20 protein-coding genes and 1 tRNA gene are annotated in these 21443 nt (G+C 39.9%); 13 read left to right on the forward strand and 8 right to left on the reverse strand.

The annotated features are described in order from the left end of the window. Window positions 1-402: 402 nt before the first annotated feature. A complete protein-coding gene (locus SANK73390_RS16425; RefSeq protein WP_462767413.1) occupies window positions 403-1821 on the forward strand; it encodes an alanine/glycine:cation symporter family protein in 1419 nt (472 codons plus the stop codon). A 120-nt stretch (window positions 1822-1941) separates the two neighbouring features. Continuing rightward, window positions 1942-2018, forward strand: a tRNA-Pro gene (locus SANK73390_RS16430). A gap of 162 nt (window positions 2019-2180) precedes the next feature. On the opposite strand, the gene SANK73390_RS16435 is transcribed toward SANK73390_RS16430, so the two are convergent. Then, on the reverse strand, window positions 2181-3287 hold the full coding sequence (locus SANK73390_RS16435; RefSeq protein ID WP_462767414.1) for a replication initiation protein: 1107 nt from the start codon (window positions 3285-3287) through the stop codon (window positions 2181-2183). 74 nt (window positions 3288-3361) lie between these two features. After that, window positions 3362-3580 carry a helix-turn-helix domain-containing protein gene (locus SANK73390_RS16440; RefSeq protein ID WP_462767415.1) on the reverse strand — a complete coding sequence of 73 codons (219 nt, stop codon included), beginning with the start codon at window positions 3578-3580 and terminating at the stop codon, window positions 3362-3364. Window positions 3581-3787: 207 nt separating this feature from the next. On the opposite strand from SANK73390_RS16440, the gene SANK73390_RS16445 reads away from it, so the two are divergent. Further along, window positions 3788-4633, forward strand: coding sequence for a TIGR02391 family protein (locus SANK73390_RS16445; protein ID WP_462767416.1), 846 nt, complete (start codon window positions 3788-3790; stop codon window positions 4631-4633). Between the two features lie 99 nt (window positions 4634-4732). On the opposite strand, the gene SANK73390_RS16450 is transcribed toward SANK73390_RS16445, so the two are convergent. Continuing rightward, the gene (locus SANK73390_RS16450) at window positions 4733-4924 is read right to left on the reverse strand and encodes a hypothetical protein (protein WP_462767417.1); all 192 of its coding nucleotides are present in this window, start codon (window positions 4922-4924) and stop codon (window positions 4733-4735) included. A gap of 95 nt (window positions 4925-5019) precedes the next feature. Here SANK73390_RS16450 and SANK73390_RS16455 point away from each other — a divergent pair, with 95 nt between their 5' ends. Continuing rightward, window positions 5020-5286 (forward strand): helix-turn-helix domain-containing protein, encoded by a 267-nt coding sequence (locus tag SANK73390_RS16455; protein ID WP_462767418.1) that lies wholly within the window; start codon window positions 5020-5022, stop codon window positions 5284-5286. Between the two features lie 140 nt (window positions 5287-5426). On the opposite strand, the gene SANK73390_RS16460 is transcribed toward SANK73390_RS16455, so the two are convergent. Continuing rightward, window positions 5427-5555, reverse strand: coding sequence for a hypothetical protein (locus tag SANK73390_RS16460; RefSeq protein WP_281179878.1), 129 nt, complete (start codon window positions 5553-5555; stop codon window positions 5427-5429). An 874-nt stretch (window positions 5556-6429) separates the two neighbouring features. On the opposite strand from SANK73390_RS16460, the gene SANK73390_RS16465 reads away from it, so the two are divergent. From SANK73390_RS16465 to SANK73390_RS16480, 4 genes are all read left to right on the forward strand, one after another. After that, window positions 6430-6651 carry a hypothetical protein gene (locus SANK73390_RS16465; RefSeq protein ID WP_462767419.1) on the forward strand — a complete coding sequence of 74 codons (222 nt, stop codon included), beginning with the start codon at window positions 6430-6432 and terminating at the stop codon, window positions 6649-6651. Continuing rightward, window positions 6644-7525: a site-specific integrase gene (locus SANK73390_RS16470; RefSeq protein ID WP_462767420.1), complete on the forward strand. Its 882-nt coding sequence runs from the start codon at window positions 6644-6646 to the stop codon at window positions 7523-7525. Before SANK73390_RS16465 ends, SANK73390_RS16470 begins: the two co-directional genes overlap by 8 nt. A gap of 89 nt (window positions 7526-7614) precedes the next feature. Next, on the forward strand, window positions 7615-9738 hold the full coding sequence (locus SANK73390_RS16475; protein ID WP_462767421.1) for a retron Eco8 family effector endonuclease: 2124 nt from the start codon (window positions 7615-7617) through the stop codon (window positions 9736-9738). A gap of 137 nt (window positions 9739-9875) precedes the next feature. After that, window positions 9876-10592 carry a reverse transcriptase domain-containing protein gene (locus SANK73390_RS16480; RefSeq protein ID WP_462767423.1) on the forward strand — a complete coding sequence of 239 codons (717 nt, stop codon included), beginning with the start codon at window positions 9876-9878 and terminating at the stop codon, window positions 10590-10592. Window positions 10593-11039: 447 nt separating this feature from the next. On the opposite strand, the gene SANK73390_RS16485 is transcribed toward SANK73390_RS16480, so the two are convergent. The 3 genes from SANK73390_RS16485 to SANK73390_RS16495 all read right to left on the reverse strand — a co-directional run bounded on the left by SANK73390_RS16485 (window position 11040) and on the right by SANK73390_RS16495 (window position 14359). After that, entirely contained in the window at window positions 11040-12221 is a 1182-nt protein-coding gene (locus SANK73390_RS16485) for a helix-turn-helix domain-containing protein (RefSeq protein ID WP_462767424.1), read from the reverse strand. 3 nt (window positions 12222-12224) lie between these two features. Continuing rightward, window positions 12225-12920, reverse strand: coding sequence for a hypothetical protein (locus tag SANK73390_RS16490; protein WP_462767425.1), 696 nt, complete (start codon window positions 12918-12920; stop codon window positions 12225-12227). A 179-nt stretch (window positions 12921-13099) separates the two neighbouring features. After that, window positions 13100-14359 carry a tyrosine-type recombinase/integrase gene (locus tag SANK73390_RS16495; RefSeq protein ID WP_462767426.1) on the reverse strand — a complete coding sequence of 420 codons (1260 nt, stop codon included), beginning with the start codon at window positions 14357-14359 and terminating at the stop codon, window positions 13100-13102. 547 nt (window positions 14360-14906) lie between these two features. On the opposite strand from SANK73390_RS16495, the gene SANK73390_RS16500 reads away from it, so the two are divergent. The 5 genes from SANK73390_RS16500 to SANK73390_RS16520 all read left to right on the forward strand — a co-directional run bounded on the left by SANK73390_RS16500 (window position 14907) and on the right by SANK73390_RS16520 (window position 20596). Then, window positions 14907-15320: a LexA family protein gene (locus tag SANK73390_RS16500; RefSeq protein WP_462767428.1), complete on the forward strand. Its 414-nt coding sequence runs from the start codon at window positions 14907-14909 to the stop codon at window positions 15318-15320. Beyond that, entirely contained in the window at window positions 15308-16564 is a 1257-nt protein-coding gene (locus tag SANK73390_RS16505) for a Y-family DNA polymerase (RefSeq protein ID WP_462767430.1), read from the forward strand. Before SANK73390_RS16500 ends, SANK73390_RS16505 begins: the two co-directional genes overlap by 13 nt. A gap of 236 nt (window positions 16565-16800) precedes the next feature. Further along, complete coding sequence (locus tag SANK73390_RS16510; RefSeq protein WP_462767432.1) at window positions 16801-16992, forward strand: hypothetical protein; 192 nt, start codon at window positions 16801-16803, stop codon at window positions 16990-16992. A gap of 198 nt (window positions 16993-17190) precedes the next feature. After that, complete coding sequence (locus SANK73390_RS16515) at window positions 17191-19041, forward strand: hypothetical protein (protein WP_462767433.1); 1851 nt, start codon at window positions 17191-17193, stop codon at window positions 19039-19041. Then, complete coding sequence (locus tag SANK73390_RS16520; RefSeq protein WP_462767434.1) at window positions 19034-20596, forward strand: hypothetical protein; 1563 nt, start codon at window positions 19034-19036, stop codon at window positions 20594-20596. Before SANK73390_RS16515 ends, SANK73390_RS16520 begins: the two co-directional genes overlap by 8 nt. 124 nt (window positions 20597-20720) lie before the next feature. Here the strand turns inward: SANK73390_RS16520 and SANK73390_RS16525 are convergent, their stop codons facing one another. Then, window positions 20721-21137: a glycoside hydrolase family protein gene (locus SANK73390_RS16525; protein ID WP_462767436.1), complete on the reverse strand. Its 417-nt coding sequence runs from the start codon at window positions 21135-21137 to the stop codon at window positions 20721-20723. Window positions 21138-21443: the final 306 nt, after the last annotated feature.

Below are 21443 nucleotides of genomic sequence, written 5' to 3' on the forward strand. Positions count from 1 at the left end.
GTAAAGCGCTTTGCTTTATCTCGCTAGGGCTGCGCATGTTACGCTTTCCTATTTTTTTGTCAACACTTAATTTGAAGTTCTTGTTTTACTAAAAAATCATTTTAAGTTTTACTCGACGCTGACTCGTTTTGCTTTGCTTGTTAGCGCCGCTCTCCGTGTCAGTGGGGTCGCATTATAGGGCGACGAATAAAAAGCGCAAGCGCTTTTTTGAAGAAATTGATGCTTTTTTTAATCCCTTTTTCCTATACATATTTAGACACCTAGTTCACACAAGTTACCCACAAAAACCTGTGCATAACCATGCTAATTTGCCCTTACCAACCCTTTAAAAGACTCTTCTATATATATGTGCTAAATTACGCGCCCTGATATATTCGTTCATTTAAAGTAGGCTTTGTAGTTATGGCTGATGTTTTAAACTTTATTAGTGGGTTGCTTTGGGGTCATGTCCTTATCTATCTATTAATAGCAGCAGGTTTATTCTTTACCCTTCGTTTAGGGTTCATTCAATTTCGTCAATTTCCTTATATGGTCAAAGTAATGGCTAATAGCCGCAGTGGTGCCAATGATGGGATCTCTTCATTCCAAGCATTTTGTACCTCCTTAGCCGCGCGTGTTGGCACCGGAAATATGGCCGGTGTTGCAGTGGCACTTTATTTAGGCGGTGCCGGTGCTATTTTTTGGATGTGGCTTATTGCCTTAATTGGTATGGCAACCAGCTTTGCAGAAAGTACTCTAGCTCAGCTTTATAAAATCAAAGACGAAGATGGTAACTTCCGTGGTGGCCCTGCTTATTATATGGAATATGGCTTAGGTAAACGCTGGATGGGTGTTCTCTTCTCTCTTTGTTTAATTTTAGCATTTGGTTTGGTATTTAACGCCGTACAAGCTAACTCTATTACCGCAGCATTCGAAGTAGCCTTTGACATACCAAAATATGTAATGGGCATTATCTTAGTTATTGGTTCTGCCTTTATTATATTTGGTGGTTTGAAAACAATTTCTCGCTTTGCTGAACTTGTTGTGCCATTTATGGCATTAGCTTACCTGTTAGTAGCACTGTATGTATGTGCGATTAACTACAACTTACTCCCTGATGTGTTTATGCAAATTATATATAGTGCATTAGGTATTGAGCAAGCAGGTGCTGGGGCTATTGGTTATGCAGTAATGCAAGCTATGATCCAAGGTATAAAACGTGGTTTATTCTCCAATGAAGCAGGTATGGGCAGTGCAGCTAATGCCGCAGCTACAGCAACCCCTAATCCAAACCACCCTGCTTCACAAGGCTATGTACAAATGCTAGGTGTATTTGTTGATACCATCGTGATTTGTTCCGCAACCGCGGCGCTTATATTACTCTCAAATCAACTTGTACCCAACTCTGGTGTAACTGGTATTGCACTTACTCAAGCGGCATTGGTTCAACATGTTGGTGAATGGGGTGCTACCTTTATTGCTATCGCTATTTTGTTCTTTGCGTTTACTTCGATTGTGGCTAACTACTCTTATGCCGAAACCAATCTGATGTTTTTAGAACACAACCATAAGCACGGCATGCTAATATTCCGTATCTGCGTGTTAGGGATGGTGATGTTTGGTGCTGTTGGTGAGCTAGGCATTATTTGGACTATGGCTGATATCTCTATGGGTATGATGGCAATTGTTAACGTTATTGCACTGTTTATGCTATCAAGCTTTGTTATTTGGTTATATAAAGACTACAACCGTCAATTGAAAGTAGGTGTTACCCCTGTGTTTAATGCTGACGAACACCCTAAAATGAAAGAGACTTTACCCAGAGGTATTTGGTTTAAGTAACCTTTCAACATGTGGCTGCCTGTTTTGCAGGCAGTTACACGTAGGTGCGCTCATTTAATGTTCAAACAAACCAACTACTTATTGCCTTTCGAAAAAATATCCGTATAGTTACACCCAAGTCGGTATGTAGCGCAGCTTGGTAGCGCACTGTCATGGGGTGTCAGGGGTCGCAGGTTCAAATCCTGCCATACCGACCAGTTTTTCCTCACCCTTTTCAATAAGTTAACTCTATCAACATTTGAAAATGTAGCACTCTCTAAGAGTTAATCTTATTTTGATGTAGCATATATGTAGCCTGTTCTACTTCTACATTTTAAAGCTACATACATACTACGCTTACTCCCCTAAGTTTATATCCCTTAACTCTTAATACCCTGAGGGGCAGCATACCTAACATCATCAATTAATTGCTTATACTTCGCTACTGTTTGTCTAGTAAGTCCCGTTTCGTTCGCAATATTCTTCTGAGTAAGCTTTTGACCTTCAGAGCACAACTTGCTGAGAGCTTGTTTGATCAACGCTTCAGATGTTTTACGCCTTTTAGCGTGGGTATATCGTGCGCCTTCACGCTGAGCGAGCGCAGTGGATTGGATTGGAATTTGATATTGCCAAGTACCTGCAATCCCTCGATTGTGGTTAGGAAAGTATTTTTGCCAAGTCCAAGACGCTACGCTCTGAGTAATCGACTGCAATTCTTTGTACTTCAGGGGATATTCTTTTGCTAAGCCAAAACCTTCAAAGTTATTCAAACTTTCAGCAACCCCAAACAAGTGTTTGTGCCAATCTTCAAATCGCCAATTTTCTCTGGCGTAGTTAATTCTTTTATAAGCTGTGAAGCGTAGTTGGTGAAACAAATAACAATTACGGGAATTTGCAACTGTCCCCCAATCAAACCCATGACCATACTCCCTTTTAGGTTTATGTAGGAAGTCATTTAGTTCGTTGAGGCTGTACTCATGCGCATGTAAGAAAGTCGTTTTCCAGTGAGGGTGAAGCGGGTTTTTACACAAAGGTCCAGTATAGTCTTCATCAGCTCCAAGCTTTATTCTCATTAAATCATATACATGCTTCAAGAATTTGATAGGCTTACGCCTCGCTTTTATGCTTGTTGTGACACCCTGAATAGCATAAAGCAGATGCGCACCTCCTTGGTCAGCTTTCACGCTAAATTTGCTTATAGATGGACCACTAACAATTATATTTGGTGCAGGTAGTAGATTGTCTTCCCAAGAAAACGCGGATTCATCATCTATATCAAAAATCAGCCAATATTGAATAGCTTTTGGGTTAACTTGAATATGAAGATATTCCCCTAAAGCTATTTCACCATAACGGTAACGGCCCATTGTTATATCTTCATTTGTACAGAGTGTTCTTGGTGGTGTGGTTCTATAAAGCCTTTGAAATAGCTGTTCTCGCACGCACAAAGGCACAGCAGGAGCTAGCTGTTCTGCAATATTTGTCATAAGATATCCGTGTTGGAGTATATTCAACACGGCAGGCGGATAGTTTGGTCGCTTACGCCTGCCGTATTCGCAAGCTAAGCAACTTCGCCGTACTTTCTAAGCCAAGCCTCTAAAGTAGACTCTTCAAAAAGCAGCTTTCCGCCTATTTTTATCGCTTCTGGCGCAACTTTTTTAGCAAGATCGGAATCACCTTGCTTAAGTGCAGCCTTGCGTCTATTTCGGATATTGTACAAATGCTGCGGTGTACAATTTAAAAACCTTGCAGCTTCTTTTGTGGTAATAAATGTGGACATGAGCCCTCCTAACAAACCAAACCTGTTAAATACGTATCAACTGTGCTTTTTATAAAAAGCCGTAAGTTTCCTCATTACGTGTAACAGGCAGCCAATTAGAAGCGCCTTTTTTGATGCTGGTTTGAACCAGCACATCTAGGCTAAGATACGATTAGTTAAAAGTAAAGTGTTTATTAACCGCTTAGTAGTAAATAGGAACAAAGGAATATGAAAACAAATTTGGCAGGCATCGACTACCGAGGGCTCGCTGGTATTTCACAAGACTGTGTTGATGCTGTAGTGGAGATGATTCATTTCGGCCGAAAAATCAATACAGTCAAAATATTAACCAGCGGCAGTGACCATAGCTGTCGCCATGCATTAATATTGAACGTCGATGCTGACATAAATATTGCGATAAAATCAGGATTTACTTCTGGCTACTCGGGTGAGGGGCCACGATCTTTTGCCTATATTTTATCATTACTCAGAAAGTTCGCTGATGATATTGATGAATGTAGAGTTTCCAAAGACTTTATAAGACGAATAAATAGCTCTGCTCTAACACTACAAGATTTGGAGTGGCTTGTAGATCAAGAACCAATTAGACCTCAGCAGTGGTACGAATATATCTATGACCACCGCCATAACAACGCTTCTTGGATAGATAGTTTTCCAGCAGAAATCCCGCTTTCTCTAATAGATAAGCGGTTACTTGAAGTTGCGATATCATTCAAGGAAAACCCTGATTACGCACTAATGACAGGGTACAGACTGCTAGAGCGTTTAGTTAAAGAGAAATCAGGGCTAACTACAGAAACAGGTGCCAAGCTCTTCTCAAAAGCATTTACTGGTGAGAATGCACCGTTATATTGGGATGATTTGGATGGCAGTGAGAGTACTGGCCGTGCAAATATGTACTCAAGCATTTTTATGGCCTTTCGTAATCGCAGAGCCCATCAACAGCTAGAAAGTAACGTTCATGATGATATAAGAGAGTTTTTGGTATTGAACCAACTCTTTGTCTTAGAACAATCAACCAAAGTTAGAGAAGCTGAATATCAAAGCATCTAAAAAGGCTCCTCTAATTAAAGCGATACGCAGCTGTAAGCTGCGTATCGCATGCTATTCTGTAAAAACCCCACCCCACACTGACACTAATAACCTCGGAAATCAATAATAAAACTCCCCCCTGTCGTCAGCTTCTCGTGCTTCTTGCTCTGTGTATTCGTCACCATAGAAGTTTACGTTACCCATTCCATCATTGTGTTCATCAATAAATTTGTCTTGGTCTGATTTTTTATCGTCGTCGATCATGACTTCAAGCGCTATTAACGCTGCCGCCTTCAGTGCTTTTAAAAACATGGTTTAACCTCTCACATTAAAACTAAGGATTCCTGAGTATCAGAATACAATTAAAGCTAAGAGACTCTTAGTTTTCAAGAATTAATTGATTTACGATGAAAACAAATGACGAGTCGCCCTTTCCAAAGCGCTTAAAAGAGGCTCGAAAGAGGAAAGGTTTATCTCAAAAACAGTTAGGTATTTTGGCAGGAATGGACGAATTCTCAGCCTCTGCAAGAATGAACCAGTATGAAAAAGGGGTTCATGCACCTGATTTTAAAACAGTCAAAGCACTCGCTAAAGTTTTAGACGTACCCACTGCCTTTTTGTTTTGTGAAGAGGATGATCTTGCCGCGAGAATAGGCATATATAGAGATGATTAGGTTATTAGTATCCTATCAGAACTTGTTATCACAAATACGAATTTTTTCTAAATGAAGCGCGTAAGAGCATTCAGGGGATCTTTATTGACCATCATTATGTAAACTGCGAGTCACTTCTTCAGAGTCACTTTTAACTAATACTACTTTTTTGAAGATTTACTTGGCTTTAGATCTGGGGTATTTCCCGGAGTGTTTTTATTATCGCGTCGTCGTTGATCAGGCTTACCTGTAGAATCAGCAATTGGTTTTGGACCTGGTTTTAGAGCCATTGTGATTTTCCTTAATTATCTGAGAGCAAATCGCTCCATTACTATATATGAACGACACCTCGTATTATCAATGGGTAAAATATAACCAAATGGTCACTACAATGTGATTTAATTACTAACAGTATGAATTTATTCCATGTTTACACATGATAAAGAAGCAAAAATTCCCACGCTCATAAAGTCATTGATCAATTAAGTGCAAACAGCTTTGTGTAACGTTTTTAATTTGCGTATTCAGTAACAGTAAAGGACTAGTAACCTTCCTTGCTTGCATAGTGAAACAACACTGCAAAAAACACGACCAAACTCAGAATTAAGATATTACCGACAATAACGGGACCCATATTTTTACTCCAACGCTCGCTACTTCACTAAGCCTAATTGAGTTTTTGTACACCTGCAAATTTGCTAAAGACCAAGCCCTTTTAACCGAGGCATCATGAGCAATTTCCTGCTCTTTTAAAAGGGGCTATGCCCCCCGCTATGTCGAAGCGATAAATCGCTCGCTTCATAGCGGGGGGCTTGGTTTTGCTGAGCCTATACGCAGATTTTTATTTGCAGATTGAAAGCTGTCTTATTTAACGCTAACCTAAACTTGATTTAGCCCTTTGGGCATTGAAGAAAAACGGCGCTGCTCAGCTGCCGACAACACGTAGTGAGGACCCTCACTGTTTTAATATTTATGTCATGCCGCGCCACATTTATGGCGCTTTTCAAATTCGGCGCTTAGTTGCTGCCGCTTCCACGTATCTGAGGTTTTTATTTTAGGCGAGATCAGTCTGAGCCTTGCGCTGTTGCGCTTAACTGGGGCGAATAGGCTTTAGTGCCGCTGAGCAACTGTGTTGCCAGTTAATCTTACAACCAAGGAACAAGCATGACTTTTAACCCCAATACTGAAGTCGCTTTATTGAAAGCGCAAACAAAACTACGTGCCCGTAAACGTCATAAATCATCCAAGCTTGATAAGTATCGCACTCAACTTTGTATGCTATATGACGCGGGTGCAACTAAAGCTGAGTTACAACGCTGGCTTGCCATGAGAGGTATCGTTGTACAGTGGACGACTGTTAAAAGGTGGCTCGATAAAAATGCCTAAATTTGCCAAAGCCAGCACACAAGCCAAAAACGTTATCAAAGGGCTGACCAAAGCAAAACATATACGCTCTTTAGGCACAGCGAGAAACTACGAACAGGCACTAAAAACGGTTGCCAGCTGGTCAAAGGATATTGGTATAAACGGCATTCAATCTATGAGCATTGAGCAAGCTCGTATGTATCTCGATTACAGAGCCGAGATCGTTGGCCAAAAAGCCCTAGATATGGAGCGTCAAGCAATACAAGCTATGATGCAACTAAACGGTAAGCTACAGCCAAAAGAAACACTCTATCGAGTAAAGTCATGTTTAGAAGAAATCAAGCGCTCTCGGGCTTACACTACAGATCAAGTCAGAGCTATTTCACATCGGCAAACAGCAAAGCATCAACTCGCTACACAAATCGCCTATGCCGCAGGCCTGCGCGCCCATGAGCTACTGACGCTTGCCAAAGCAAGTGATCGAGGTCCAGACAAGCGCCCTACCATAGATTCAAAATGGCATGGTCGAAGCGGCGAGCTATATACCGTGCAAGGTAAAGGCGGCTTAATTCGCCATGTGCTGATTCCAACCACACTCGCCAATAAGCTAGAGCAACAACGTTTAGCACAACCTATCACGGTAGTAGACAGAAAAATTAACTATCTTCAGCGCTATGATATCGCTGGCGGTAAAAAGTGGTCGGACTCTTTCTCTAAGGCGTCAAACCGCGCACTGTTATTTTCGACTGGCGCACATGGCCTTAGACATAGTTATGCTCAAGAGCGGGTGGTTGAGCTGAAAAGCTTAGGGTATAAGTATGAAACAGCCTTAGAAACCGTCTCGCAAGAGATGGGGCATTTTAGGGCTGAGATTACCGAGGTTTACTTATATTAAATATTGGTTACCAAAATGGGTAGTCTTACAGCAATGTATTAGGTAAGGTTAGACTCATTCAATAGAAATAGCTAAATAATTACTTTCTAATGGCAATTAAGAATATAAAAATAACAAACTTGCTATCTTTTGATGAGCTAGAAATAGATGATCTAGAGGATGTCAATTGTATTGTAGGTAAAAACAATGTAGGTAAATCTAATCTACTCAAAGCCTTAGCGTTTTTCTATAACAAACTAGGTGGCTTAGAAGAACTCCCACCTAAATTAAACTCTAACTACTCATTTAAAGGAAGTATATCGTTAACATTCGATACTACGAGGTTGTTTAGGATTTCTAGGCGTAACACATCCAGCAAGTATTTTGATTTTATTAATAGAAAATTAATTCCTTTGCATAAGAGAAGCCCTTTTGCGCTGCAAACCTATGACAAAGACCAAACACTATTCACTTTGACACTATTTGTATATAGCAATGGCTCTGTAAAATGGTCAACCAAAGACAAGAAAACTAGAGACCTAATATTATATCTTTTCCCATTTTTTTATATTGAGCCTCGCCACATGAATTTACATGAATGGGATGGGTTGTGGGATCTCATTGCAAGAATAAAGTCGTTTAACCTATCAAATATCAAAAATGATGATGTAATAGACTTTTTTGATAACATCATAAGTTCCGGAGGCGAAAATTCTTACAAAAAATATATTATGGAGTTGAATGAGGTATTTTCAACAAAGCCAAGCACCCAGAAAGAAAAGGTTTTGAGTTATATTAAAGCTGGACTAAGAGGCTATAGATTTGAAATTGATGACAACGATTTAAAGCTTCAATCAGATGGAACAAACTCCTTCCATTTTATCAACACATTTTTAAGAGTTTTAATTACCATTTCAAGGAGAGAGTACATAACGCCTTTTGTATTCATTGATGAACCTGAAATCGGTCTACACCCCAAGATGATCGAGGTTTTAATTCATGGTATTTATGAGAGTTATAATTATAATATAAATAACAAAAACAATTTTACTAGACCAAAGTTATTTATTACCACACACTCACCGAGCATTGTAAAAGAGGCAATAAAGTGCTTTAGGGATAAACAGCGCGTATTCTGTTTCCAAAAGCAGAAGCAGTCGTCAACGAAAATTCACCCACTTAATTCAACCTACGACAGTGAAAGTTTCATCAACATATTTAGTGATAACGAATCTAGGCTCTTTTTTAGCAGCTTCATTTTATTTGTAGAAGGAGAAAGTGATATGGAAGTATTCGGTAATATGAGGCTATCGAGACACTTTCACCATCTAAAAAGCATCGATATATACAAGAGTAGTAGTAATGTAGTTGGAGAAAGAATTAACCCATCCTATTCAAACTCCTCTATTCCATATTTATTTTTATTTGATGCAGACAAAGCGATTACAATAGCTGGAAACCCAAACAACTATACTTTAAATTTGGAAAAAAATGGGAACTATTTTAGCTTAAAAAAAGAAGCTCTCGAGCTCGAGTATAGAAAGTATAAGTTTGGTTTCAGCCGTCAGTACAAAGAAAGAAAGATAAACATAGGCATGATAATAAAATATTCAAACACGAATCTAAAGGTGGAATTAACGAAACAGATTTTTTCAAAAGACAGTCAATTTGATGTTATTTTCGATGCTATAAAGAGGCATTTGCTTCTTAAAAATGTTTACTTAAATCGAACAACCATCGAAGGTTGTTTAATTCAAGAAGCTAGCGCTCCAATTTTATATAAGTGGCTAAACTATAAGTATAACATCGATATAAGCCCCGTTATAAATAGGGTTAAACAAAGTCGCTACTTAAATGAAAAGATGATAATCGATTATCTACGTGTCATTTTCGATGGTAAAACTGACACCTTAGTAGACTACAGCTCATTCAATCCAGAAGCATTTAGGCAAGCTATTTCAAATGGTAGAAAATTAAGCGCCAAGTTGAAGAAAACAAGCAGAAGAGCCAAGTTCGTAATGGAAGAACTTGAAAATTGCACTGTGAAAAATAGACACTTATCAAAAACAAGCGGATGGATAACTGAATTCTTAAACTATTCAATTATAAAAATTGAAGCTGAATGTATAACAGATAAAAAGAAATTTGGAAGTATATTTAAACTGTATTTCCCAGAGTTAGATGATATAATTAAGCGGCTTCAACCCGATAGTAGAGGGGAGATAAAATTGTAAAGTCTTTATCTGAGGGCCTGTTCCTCCAGTCTTCGGACATAGTCCCATTGATTACCACTCGAAGTTGGCTATATTAGCGTGTAGAGGGGTCACACCTGCGGTGTAATGATGTTCTTTTGTATCGGGTTGAAGCACCTATGAATAATAAAATTATCAAAAACGACTTTTTTGAACAAGCTGTTCTTAAAGGCAAGACACAACTTTTAAATAAATTTACTCCCAGTGCAGTAGAGCGAACCGTTGGCAATGATATATTTTTCGAAATCCCCAAAGATAGTGACCATTTTCTAATTAACAAAAGGATAGAGCAGCTTATTCTTTCGTCTATCCCCATTAACTCCTCCTGCTGCGGCTTTGTAAAAGCAAAATCTTACCTCGACTTTCTCAAACCACACATTAAAGGCTATTATTTTTTACGGTTGGACATAAAAGATTTTTTCCACTCTATACAGCTTTCTGATATCAAAGCACTTCTTGGTGATTATTTTGAAGATGATAAAAAAAGTTTCAAATATTCGCCGTTAGACATCGCACTAATGAGTTTAACGCACTCTGTTAGCTCAACACATCCTGCAAAAGATATGAGAGGCAAGACAATTTTGCCTATTGGCTTTCCTTCGTCTCCTGTTATTTCAAATATTTTGTTTCGGAAAGTAGATATTACAATACAAAAGTTTTGTGAGGATAAGAAAATAACTTACAGCAGATATGCTGATGACCTACTTTTTTCTTCAACAAGCACTAGGTTCCTTCATAGTGAGCAGTTTGAGAAAGAGATATCTATCTTCATCTCAATGTTGGCGCTAAGGTTGAAAAGAAAAAAAGAATCGCTGGTGAAAATACTATTTCGTTAAATGGCTACACAATACAAAACAAGAAAAAAAGCAATGTATCATTCCTGAGAGACTACCAGCAAGATCCAATTGGCAGTATTCGATTATCAAATAAAAAGCTCAAAACTCTAAAGAAGCTAGCGGCTAGCCTTATTAAAAAGCATTCTGCCGTTTCAATAATGGAAAATTTATTCGGCCTATCTTTCCAAAAGTTTAAAAGGAATCACTTCCCTGATAAAAACTTTTACAGGAAATACGCTAGGGATCAGCTGCAAAATAAACTAAAAGGGTATCGCTCGTACTTAATATCTTGGGTTATTTTTGACGATAAACACTCTTGTGTTGCTAGTGATTTTTTATTAACCGCAAGGTGCTTGATTGATATTTATGAAAAAAATATCGAATAAACACTCCTTTTCAAGTGATTCAAACATATTTAACATGTTCCCCGCCATTACGGGGAACACCCTAAAAAATTTTTACCACATCCGCTTTTTCACTTTTCACATCCCCTGAGCGATAACGGCTTTTGAGCTCTACAACATTATCCATATGGTGTGCGTCGTCAAAGTATCCCATTGGCAAACTCATTAGTTTTTCAGCGATATGAGGCGATAAAACCAACTCATGCACCAACTCAAGTTTGCTCATTAAATTTTCAGTGATCAGGTTAACCGTTCTGGGCAATACTCTAGGTATCTCAAACTCAATTTTGTCATCAAAAGGTTCTTTAGTACGCCACTTCCTCGCCGATAAACGCTTATAAAGATTTAGCTTTTGAGCATCATCAATTACTTCAAGATGATGCAAACGCATAATCATCGCAGCAATTGAAACCTTCCACTTCATTTTTAAAGCAAGTAAAGATTCAACCGTAACGTATTTAACCTCGTTTAAAAACGCCCTTTCAGGCATCAAAAAAGCGCCAGCAAATAAATGCGCCTGCCGTTCAATTTCTGCATGATGCTTCTTGTGTTCGCCATCAGTCACAAATTTGTGTAATACCAAATGCCCTAATTCATGCGCTGCATTAAACCTACTTCTACACCCATTACTTTTGTCGTCAGCTAAAAAAACGAATGGCCGTTTGGTATTCGGGCACCAAAAAGAAGTTCCATCAATTTTTTGATAGCCAATTTCATCCCGAGTAACAAATGCACCACAATTTTCAATAGCCAATACCATATTTGGCACAGGTCCAGATTTAACACCAGCAGCCTCACGAGTAGCCAAAGCAAATACTTCAATTTCCTCGTCAGATAGCTGCAAAAAGTGGGTGCTATTTTCTGGTAACCGTATATCAGGCCAGCTCACATATTTTGAAAGCGTTTCAGTTAACTCAGATAGCCAATTAAGCCTAACTTTTGTTGTCATCCTACCTCTACGAGACGACGAAGCCATGCTCCTATAAAAATACGTACTATCTGCACCATAACTCAACTCCTTGATAAACCACTCAATTGGCTGGTTAAGACACCTACTCAATGCCTCAACCTTCTCAATTTCAGGTTTTAGTTTCCCACTTTCCCAGTTGGTAACAGATGCAGGTGATACGCTAACCATAGTTGCAAGATCGCTTTTGGATATACCTAAAACCTCTCTCGCTTGGGTTAACCGCACGCCTTGAAAACCACCTATACCCGCTCTCATTTTTTACCTTTTAAATATATCTTTTTCTCGGTCAATCATGACGTCTTTCAGCGCTGGCATTGCCATATCTTCCATCGCTTCCAACTCTTCATTACCATACATACCGAGAATTAATTGCAAACTTACGAATAAATGATAGTCCGTCCAATCTGAATAAGGAACTGCTACATATATCCCCTCAGGCTCCGTAGCATCACTCGCTATTTTACTTTTATGCAGAATATATAAAGCAATATGAATCGTATTTTTAACAGCACTTTTCTGAGTGTTATCAAGAATGTCATCAAAATGCTCGAACCTTAATTGACGCGGCTCAATCACCTCGTTCTTCTTCGCCATCTTCTTTCTATGCTTGGCTGGGCGCTTCTTCTCATCCGTATGTGCTTCACAGTGACTCATCGAAATCGACCCATTACTATAAATAGTATAATACTCCCCTTTTGGCTCCGTGCTTTGAAGAGCATCGGGACCAAACATATTAACGAAGACCTGATCCACTGCATATCGGTGCATCTGTGGCTTAGCTCGATTGGCAACATCAGGGCGGTGCTCTAATGCATATGACACATCACGTGCATACTCTACATGAATCGCATTTTCTAACTGTTCTAAAACTTCTTTGTCTAGATTATCAACAATAAACTTAACAATTCGTTGTTGTGATTCATTAAGACGTTCAAACTTACTTCTATCAACCATTAAATTGAGTCTCCGCAGGTGATTTAGTTAATGTGAAATGCTGGGTTATTTTTTTAGTTATGACGAATATAGCACATTTCACAACTAGTTTTGCAACTACTATGGCTGTTTCTCGAAATTACTTTTATATGTTTATTTGACCAGTAAGAACTTAATCCGGTTGATGTCAATACTAATTATCAGATCTTATTAAACTTTCGCTCCCAAGCTGCTAGTACTCGTACTCTTTTCTCCATATACTCCTGCAAGTTATAAACCTTTTGCATCCCTTGCAATTGGTGGTTGAGTATCTTCTCAACCACTATCGGATCAGCGCCAATATCATCATCACCAAGTCGTGTAGCCATTGTTCTGCGCAGGTCATGGGGCACAAATTTAGGCACACCTAGCTCTTTTTGTTTTCGGTTTACCGCTCTTGAAAGAGAGTGTCTATCAATGGGCTGTTCACCTACAGCGCTCGTTGTGCAGGTGGTACTTGGGAACACGTATTTTGAACCTAAATAGCTGAATGAAGCGCGCAGTTCATCAAGCATAATGATCATATTTTGGGTGATGGGCACTTTGTGGATTCGCTCCCCGCCTTTGTTTTGCTTTACTCGCTCGGCTGGGATGGTCCAAATCATTTTATCAAAGTCGAACTCTTGCCACTTCGCGCCCGTCACCTCTATCGGCCTGCAACCAGTTAAGGCGATAAACTTAAGGGCATAGATCACTTGCGTGCTTACGCCTAGCTTAGGTAGGCGCTCGAATACTTGTATCAGCTCTTCAAACTCAAGAGCGCGTGTACGTGGCTTTTCAATACCGCCAACGTTCTTTTTCTTGGCGGTGCTAATGGGGTTGCCCTGCATTAAGTCACGCTCAACGGCAAAGTCGAACATTTGCTTAAGGATCGTAAGGGTTTTGTTGGCTTGAGTGCCTGCTCCCCTGTCGGTGATTGGGTCTAATACTTTGCTTAAAATGTCTCGGCGGGTAATGTCTTTTAATTTAACGCCCCCAATCGCTGGCAGAACGTCTTTTTCAAACATACGCTCAACTTCTAAAGGGTCTTTGCGATTAACCTTGATATAGCGCTCTAGGAACTCTGAGAATAGTAATTCCACCGTTGGCGAGTGATCTTCAATAAATTGTTGCTTGATGCTTAGCTGTTTGATTTCGTATACGTCTTCACCCGCAGCGATTCGCCCTTTTAAGCTTTCTACCTCTTTACGGACTTCTTTTAAATCTCGTTCACCAAAATAGCCTAACAGGTAATTACGCTGTTTGCCTTTTGCACCACCAAGTCGGTAGTTTAAATAAAGCGCTATACGGGGCTTACTATTTCCTGAAGCTTTACCTATACGAGCGTGAAACCCACTTAACTTAGTATCATTTATTCGCTTTATTTGAGCAGGAACATTATTGAGCGTAGAGTCACTAAGCAGCATTTTTATCGTAGACATATGTAGCACCAATCTGACTAAATGAACTACATGCAGCATATATGTAGCAGAAAACAAAAACAACTCATTGCTTCTACTCATTTCTAATCAAAACCAATTATTTATTTATCCTGTTGTTTTAAAGCAAGTTAAATTAGCCGAACACATCTAATCAAAGCTACTTTGAAATAATTAAAACTAATCAATTCTTTTATGGGGTGTCAGGGGTCGCAGGTTCAAATCCTGCCATACCGACCAACTTTCCCCATCCAAATCAATAAGTTACAACGCTTTTCCATTCAATTAATTTTGAACTCCGTACAAACAACGCATCATTATACAGTAGTTTAACCTCCAATTTGTCTAACATGAAATGCTCATTTAAGCTGTGTAAATCTATGGTATTTTCGCCTTTAATTATTTTGAAAATGCCAACAACCTAATGCCACATCAACTATGAGCGAGCGCAAATCCTACCCCGTCTGATTGTCTATTACGTTTACTTTAAGATCGTTGATAAAAGTCGACATTACACCTATACTGTATAAATGAACAGTATAGGTGCAGTATGAAAATAATCCCCATTAAAGCACAGGCAGGTATCACAGGGTTTGAGTCTCCTGCAGCCGAGTATCGAGAACTGGGACTGTCATTAGATCAGTTGTTAGTTCAACACCCGAATGCTACGTTCATTGGTTTAGCTTCTGGCGATTCAATGCAAGGTGTGGGTATATTTGAGGGCGACTTACTCATCGTAGATAGGGCTGTTACTCCGCAGCAGAATGATGTGATAGTTGCAAACTATAACAATGAATTTGTTTGCAAACTCTTGGACATTCAACACCGAACCTTAAGATCTGCTTCTCCCATATATTCACCTGTAAATATCAGTGACTGCGATAACTTTCAACTTGAAGGCGTTGTCATAGGCTCAGTACGAATGCATCGAAACAATTTGGAGCTCATAACATGTATGCGTTAGTAGATGCCACATCATTTTATGCCTCAGCAGAAAAAGTGTTTGACCCAAGTATTCGGAAAAAGCCCGTTGTCGTGCTTTCTAACAACGATGGATGTATTGTAGCTGTATCTGCAGAAGCAAAAGCACTTGGCATCCCTAAGTTTCAACCTTATTTTAAGCTCAAAGGTGAACTAGAGAAATACGCTGTTGTTATTCGCTCCTCTAACTATGAGCTATATACTGATCTCTCAGACAAGATGATGAGTGTAATCAATCAGTATAGTGATCAGCACTACATATACTCGATAGACGAGTCATTTCTAAAATTTGATGGCTATGCGGGCGTTGTCGATAGCTGGTATGACTATGGGCATTTGATAAGAAGAACCGTATGGCGCAGAACAAAGCTGCCTGTTGGCGTTGGATTTGGCCCTACATCTACGCTTGCAAAAGCTGCAAACCACGCAGCCAAAAAATTTTCTGATGCAACTGGTGTTGCTGTAATAGATAGCGAGCAAAGTCGCAAACAGATCTTATCTCGGATGGCCGTTGGTGATGTCTGGGGTATAGGGCGTAGACTAGCGAAAAGCCTTAATCTATTAGGCGTTGAAACCGCTTTAGATTTAGCTAAACAAAACCCTAAACGGATGCGCCAGCAATTTAGCGTTGTGCTAGAGCGGACTATTTCAGAGTTAAATGGCGTTAAGTGTTTATCATGGGATGAAATAAAACAGCGAAAAAAAGAGATTTATAGCACTCGAAGTTTTGGCGAACGAGTTACCGATCCCTCTTCTTTGAAAGCTTCACTTGTAACACACTGCTCTATTGTCACTAAAAAACTAAGACAACAAAACTCACTCGCCAAACGTATTGTTATCTTTGCTCATAGCTCCCCCTTTGAAGAGCACTATTTTAAAAAGTCATTCATTCAGGAGTTGCCTGTTTCATCAAATGATTTAACTGTATTTGCAAATATTGTAGCAAATGTATTTAGCCAGATATATTCACCTCGTGTTCGATACTATAAAGCGGGTGTAGGCGCAATAGAGCTTGAAGATGATGTATATCAGCAAGCTGATATGTTTAATCAATCCCTAGACAACCCTAAACTGATGAAGTGCATAGATGAAATTAACAATAGATACGGCTCCACTGCCATGCAAGTGGGCTCAGAACTACACACAAAGTCATGGAGAATGCGCAGAGAGTTTTTATCACCGCGTTACACTACTCGGTGGTCAGATATACCGATTATAAAATGCTAAAGCCTTGTTGACCAAAAAGCCATCTATTGCTATTTTTGTTCTGCGGCGAAAGCCAACCAATTTTATTGTGGCCGCAACATAACGCTTGTTATGGGCTTCTACTCAAATAATAACGAGACAGCAGTCATCGTGCATTTCAAAAAAGATAGGCGCTAGTTTATAGCTTGCTGCCTTCAAGCACATCATGTGCATAGTAGTAAAAATCATTCAAATTTTTAAATAACCCGGAGGCACTTATGTCTTTTAAACCGTACACAATGGCTATTGGATTTGCTTTTATGATCGCTGCTATATTTTTTTTAACTGAAATTCTGGGCAGCACTTATGAAGTAAGCTCTTTTCAAGATTTAAAAATACTCTTAATTGAGTTTGCAGTAATGTCAGCTTGCTTCTTCTTTGGAGGGTTGTTAGTAGACTATTGCCGCTAAGCTTATGGGAAGCCTGACTTCCCTCTTTTTAACCTCACTTCCTAACCCTTCGTCGCATTACTGTAACCCCGTGTAATACGCAAATTGCCTAATACCTACTATGGTAGTAGGCAGGTAAAAGGCTTATTAATTTTCAGCTTTAGTTATTTTGTAGAGTTGAAAATACAACGTAGCACACCCTCAATAAGGAGATTTGCAATGACCGATACTAAATTACACAACAATAATGATGATATTTCGATCAACCTTACCTTTAATACACCCGCTTTTATACAAGATCTAAGTAATAGCCCAGCTAAGCAGGCACAACTTGACACTATTTGGAACACTTATTTATATGCATTTGTAGAGCAAGCAACACCCAGTGGTGAAGCTTATTTTTATAACCCAGCTACAACCATAGTTCCTACTGGCACAGCTTCTGCACCAGTAACTTGGAATGCCTTCCCTGGGCGTTTGCAACAATATTTTTCGGCTTCAACTCCTGTAAGTCCACCAAACCCATACAACTTGTCGTTAACTCAGTTACGAGAGTTAGCAGATACAGGGAGTTATACAACTAACGGGCAACCTCAAGCATTGCAAGATATCCCCGCCGTTTTTTGCCCTGAAGCAGATTGGAGCGGTACGTTAAACCCATTTTTGCCATATGGTCCTAGAGGCTGGCAAGATGAGTATTGTGAATGGGCCGTTCAAAAAAATGATGATGGTAATATCACCCGTGTAGATTTTGCCTGTGAAAACCCTGAATACTGGCATGCGCTTTGGTCAGTAAGCCCAGACACTGTTGCTAAGCTTTATCAAGACACACTAAACTTTGACGCCCCTACAAGCAGTCAAATCACAGTGTCAGTTGATGACTTAACGCTAAAAGATCAACACGGCCATGCAGTGATTAACCCTGTAAATGGCAACCCTGTTTATAACCCGTTGAACAAATGGAATAACAGCCCTATTTCAAATCGTCAAAGTGCCAATATGAATGGTGGGGTAATGCACTTAACGAGCACGCCAAACACACTTCAAACGGAAATAGGTTTGGCTGGCTTCTCAACACCGCAATATGAAAGTGGAAATGAAAGTCAACAAAAACTGCTTTGTTGCGGTCAGTTCGGTCAAGCATATCGCCATAGCGATCCGCATATCGGCCAAACAGTTAACCAAATAGTAGGTGGGCAATTCATTGAGAACCAATATTTTAAGGTTAACCTAGCCAATCCATTTGGCTTATATATTCAACAGCCACAAAGTTTAGGTTCATGGACATTCTCAAGCAGAGTAAAGAAAGGGGTAAATGTCCCTGCTGATGCAAAAGCTTCTGATATTTGGCAAATAATCAGGGGGAGTACGCAAGTGAACGACCCTATTACAAACTCTGCATTTCCAGGGAATTTAATCTTGCATGCTATTTGCCAAATTCCATCAGCATGGTTAGCAATGGACCCAACATTGACGCTTGCGGATATTGAGATTAATGGTGCGCCAATTCAATGGGGATCACAAATAACTGAACAAATAGACATCGGTTTATTTGCAAGACCTTTAAGTGCTAGCAAAGCGCCTCCTCAGGTTCCTTGTGCAGGTCCATCTGCAGCGGGTGCACCATTGCAAGCAATGCAACAACATGTGTGGGATGCTTATTATGGTGTAAATGAAACCAACCCCGCGGGCTCAGAGCTATCATTAGCGAGCAACAGCGTTATCGTACCAGCGGTCGCAACTGCAGGTAGTACCGCCAATATAGCACTCACAGTCAATAAACTTCCCGCTGGTGTTCAACCAATCGTCAAAGTGCTAACTGACTCAACAGATGGTAGTAATGACCCTAAAGTCACTGTCAGCGTAACAGATAAAAGTACGGTAACCTACGCCGTCCCGGGCAACTCTGGACCAGATACATATACCTCACTTTCACTTACTGTCACCACTGATAAATCAGCAGTGGCAGGTTTAAGAGCAATAGAAGTGAGTTATACCGGTGCGCAACCACAAACCATGGCGTCCTTGCTATTTGTACAGCCGAAAACCAAGGAGTCTGGTAATGCGTAACCGACACGTCAGGCCCGCAAGGGCTTTTATTCTCATGATATGGACCCTACTCGCCACACTAGGTCTAAATGTGCAAATAGCCATGGCTGACCCCGTTGCTAATCCATGCACAGCCTTTGGTACAAATCCAGTTTCACTAAACCCACAACTACCAAGTAATTTTAATTCTCGCAATCAAACTAACGCTGACTGTACAGCGTGGCAGCAGTTTATTTACGCAAATTGGCCTGCAGACCCTAACAACCCTGGTTATCCAAACTCAAGCTTGCCATCCAGTTCATTTGGTAACCCCACCACGAGTGACTTAACCGTTTGGGAAAGTTACCTGCAATCAACAGAAGTTTTTAACAATACGCAAGCTAATACCTTAGCAAAAAAGACCGATGAAAAACGTCCGCTAATTCTACATCAAGTATCAAAAACAGGGGCTATTGATTTAAGCTCAATAGGTCAAGCAACGGGCGAGTGGTTAACTGACCAACGCGGTAACCTCGTGTATTATGATATTCGTTTAAACCCCGATGAAGTAGATTATATTTACAACGCTAATCCAACAGGTAAAAACTTAACGTGGGCGGCGGGCCAGAGCGCATGTGCGCAAGGAACTGGCGGGTTTCGCCTACCTTCGGGTTATAACAATGATAAGACCTGTGATGGTAAGCCTAAGATATTTGGCGGTAATGTTGGTGCGATGGAGATCAAAGCAGCTTGGATCAAATTGCCCGAAGATGGTTCTCTGAATTATCGCTATTTAACCGCTCAGGCTGTACTACTTAAGCCAGGTGCTGACACAAATGCCACAAAGCAAAGTAACCCTGTCACCGTCGGTCTTATTGGGCTACATATTATTAGGCACTTACCTGGTGCACCTCAAATGCTTTGGACAACGTTTGAACAGGTTGATAACACGCCAGATGCGGGTAAACATACGGTTAATTTGCCTAGTAATCCAAATCGCAAGCCACGCCCGTCTTATACTTTGTTTAACCCTGATTGTAATCCGGAACAAGATATTTATTATCAGTGTAAGCCTAATTGGACGCCTAATATGGCCCCCCAAATTCCGTGTGACAGCGGCCCTGCGCGCAGCCCAGATAACTGTATACCTTACTCAGCCCCCGTACAGGTCAACCGAGTTACTCCTGTAGATTCAACAGCTAATAGTGTGAATGCTTACGCTTGGAGCCTATTGCCAGCTAACTCTGTGTTTAACTACTACCGCCTTATAGATGTACAGTGGCCTAATAACCCAAGTACTATTCAAGCGGGCGCAACACCGCCATTGACGACCGGAGACATCACTCCCAGCAATGGAACACGCATTGTTGCTAATACCACTTTGGAGACATTTGTACAAAACAAAGACAGCTGTATGGATTGCCACAAATATGCAGCGACGGCTTCGCAAACTCAAACGGCTGTTATTGCGGCCTTCAACACACTTAAATTAGCTGGAAGTAAGGCGCCAAGAGCAATGTTGTCAACAGGCAACGCAAATAGTGCGCCCTATGCGTCGTATTATTCATTCGTATTCTCATCAAGTACAACTAAGTAACTTATAAGCCCTATTTTGTTAAAGTAGGGCTTTATTTCTTATTTTACGTATTAAAAACGTTTATTTCGGTATATCTAAAGTTACTTACTAATTATAAAGCCAATGATTTAAGCCACTTTATTTATTACCCACGCATCATGTCAGCTAATCGATGGGCTCTATGTCCAACCTGACAAGCCCAACGGCTGTCAAGCATTTCAACTGCTGCTTTATCGTAATCTTTAATATCTAGTGCTACAAACATACGCTTAAACTTGAATAACCCTGCCATGCCTAAGTTAAAACCCATATCAACCAATACCCGCTGTCTAACATCGTCTAGTTCTGAAAACCCTTTAAAACGTCGACTAAGCTCAGCATAAGTGCTTTTTATATCATTACTAAGTAGGTAATCAATTTCATCATCAGATAAGCCCCTATCTTCTAGGTTGCGACCCACTCCTATTGTTAACTTACCGCCAGAACATGTGTAGGCAGTATGTTTTTTACCTTCATGCATGGTGAGTTGTTTCTTCATTTCATTCATTAAAACTTGGTTCACAGTTCATACCTCATAATTGAACAATCAAGGCTGACAGCCATTGTATCTCTTTTTTGCAATCAACGTCTTAGCTTCTCTCAAGCCATTATTTTCTATTTTTGGCACATCAGTAAATTAACATATTAATGCATAATAGGTTAATAAGTTTGACTCATTATATTTATTGATATTCTGAAACTAATCAATTAATTGCAGTGGTGTTTTTAATTGTGTTCAACACTGTTATATTAACGCAGGTAAGGTGACAACTACCTTGAAAAACACCAAGTTGGTTAGTCGGCTTGCTGGAGTTAAACGAAGATTCGT

This window comes from Pseudoalteromonas sp. SANK 73390, from assembly GCF_054966645.1.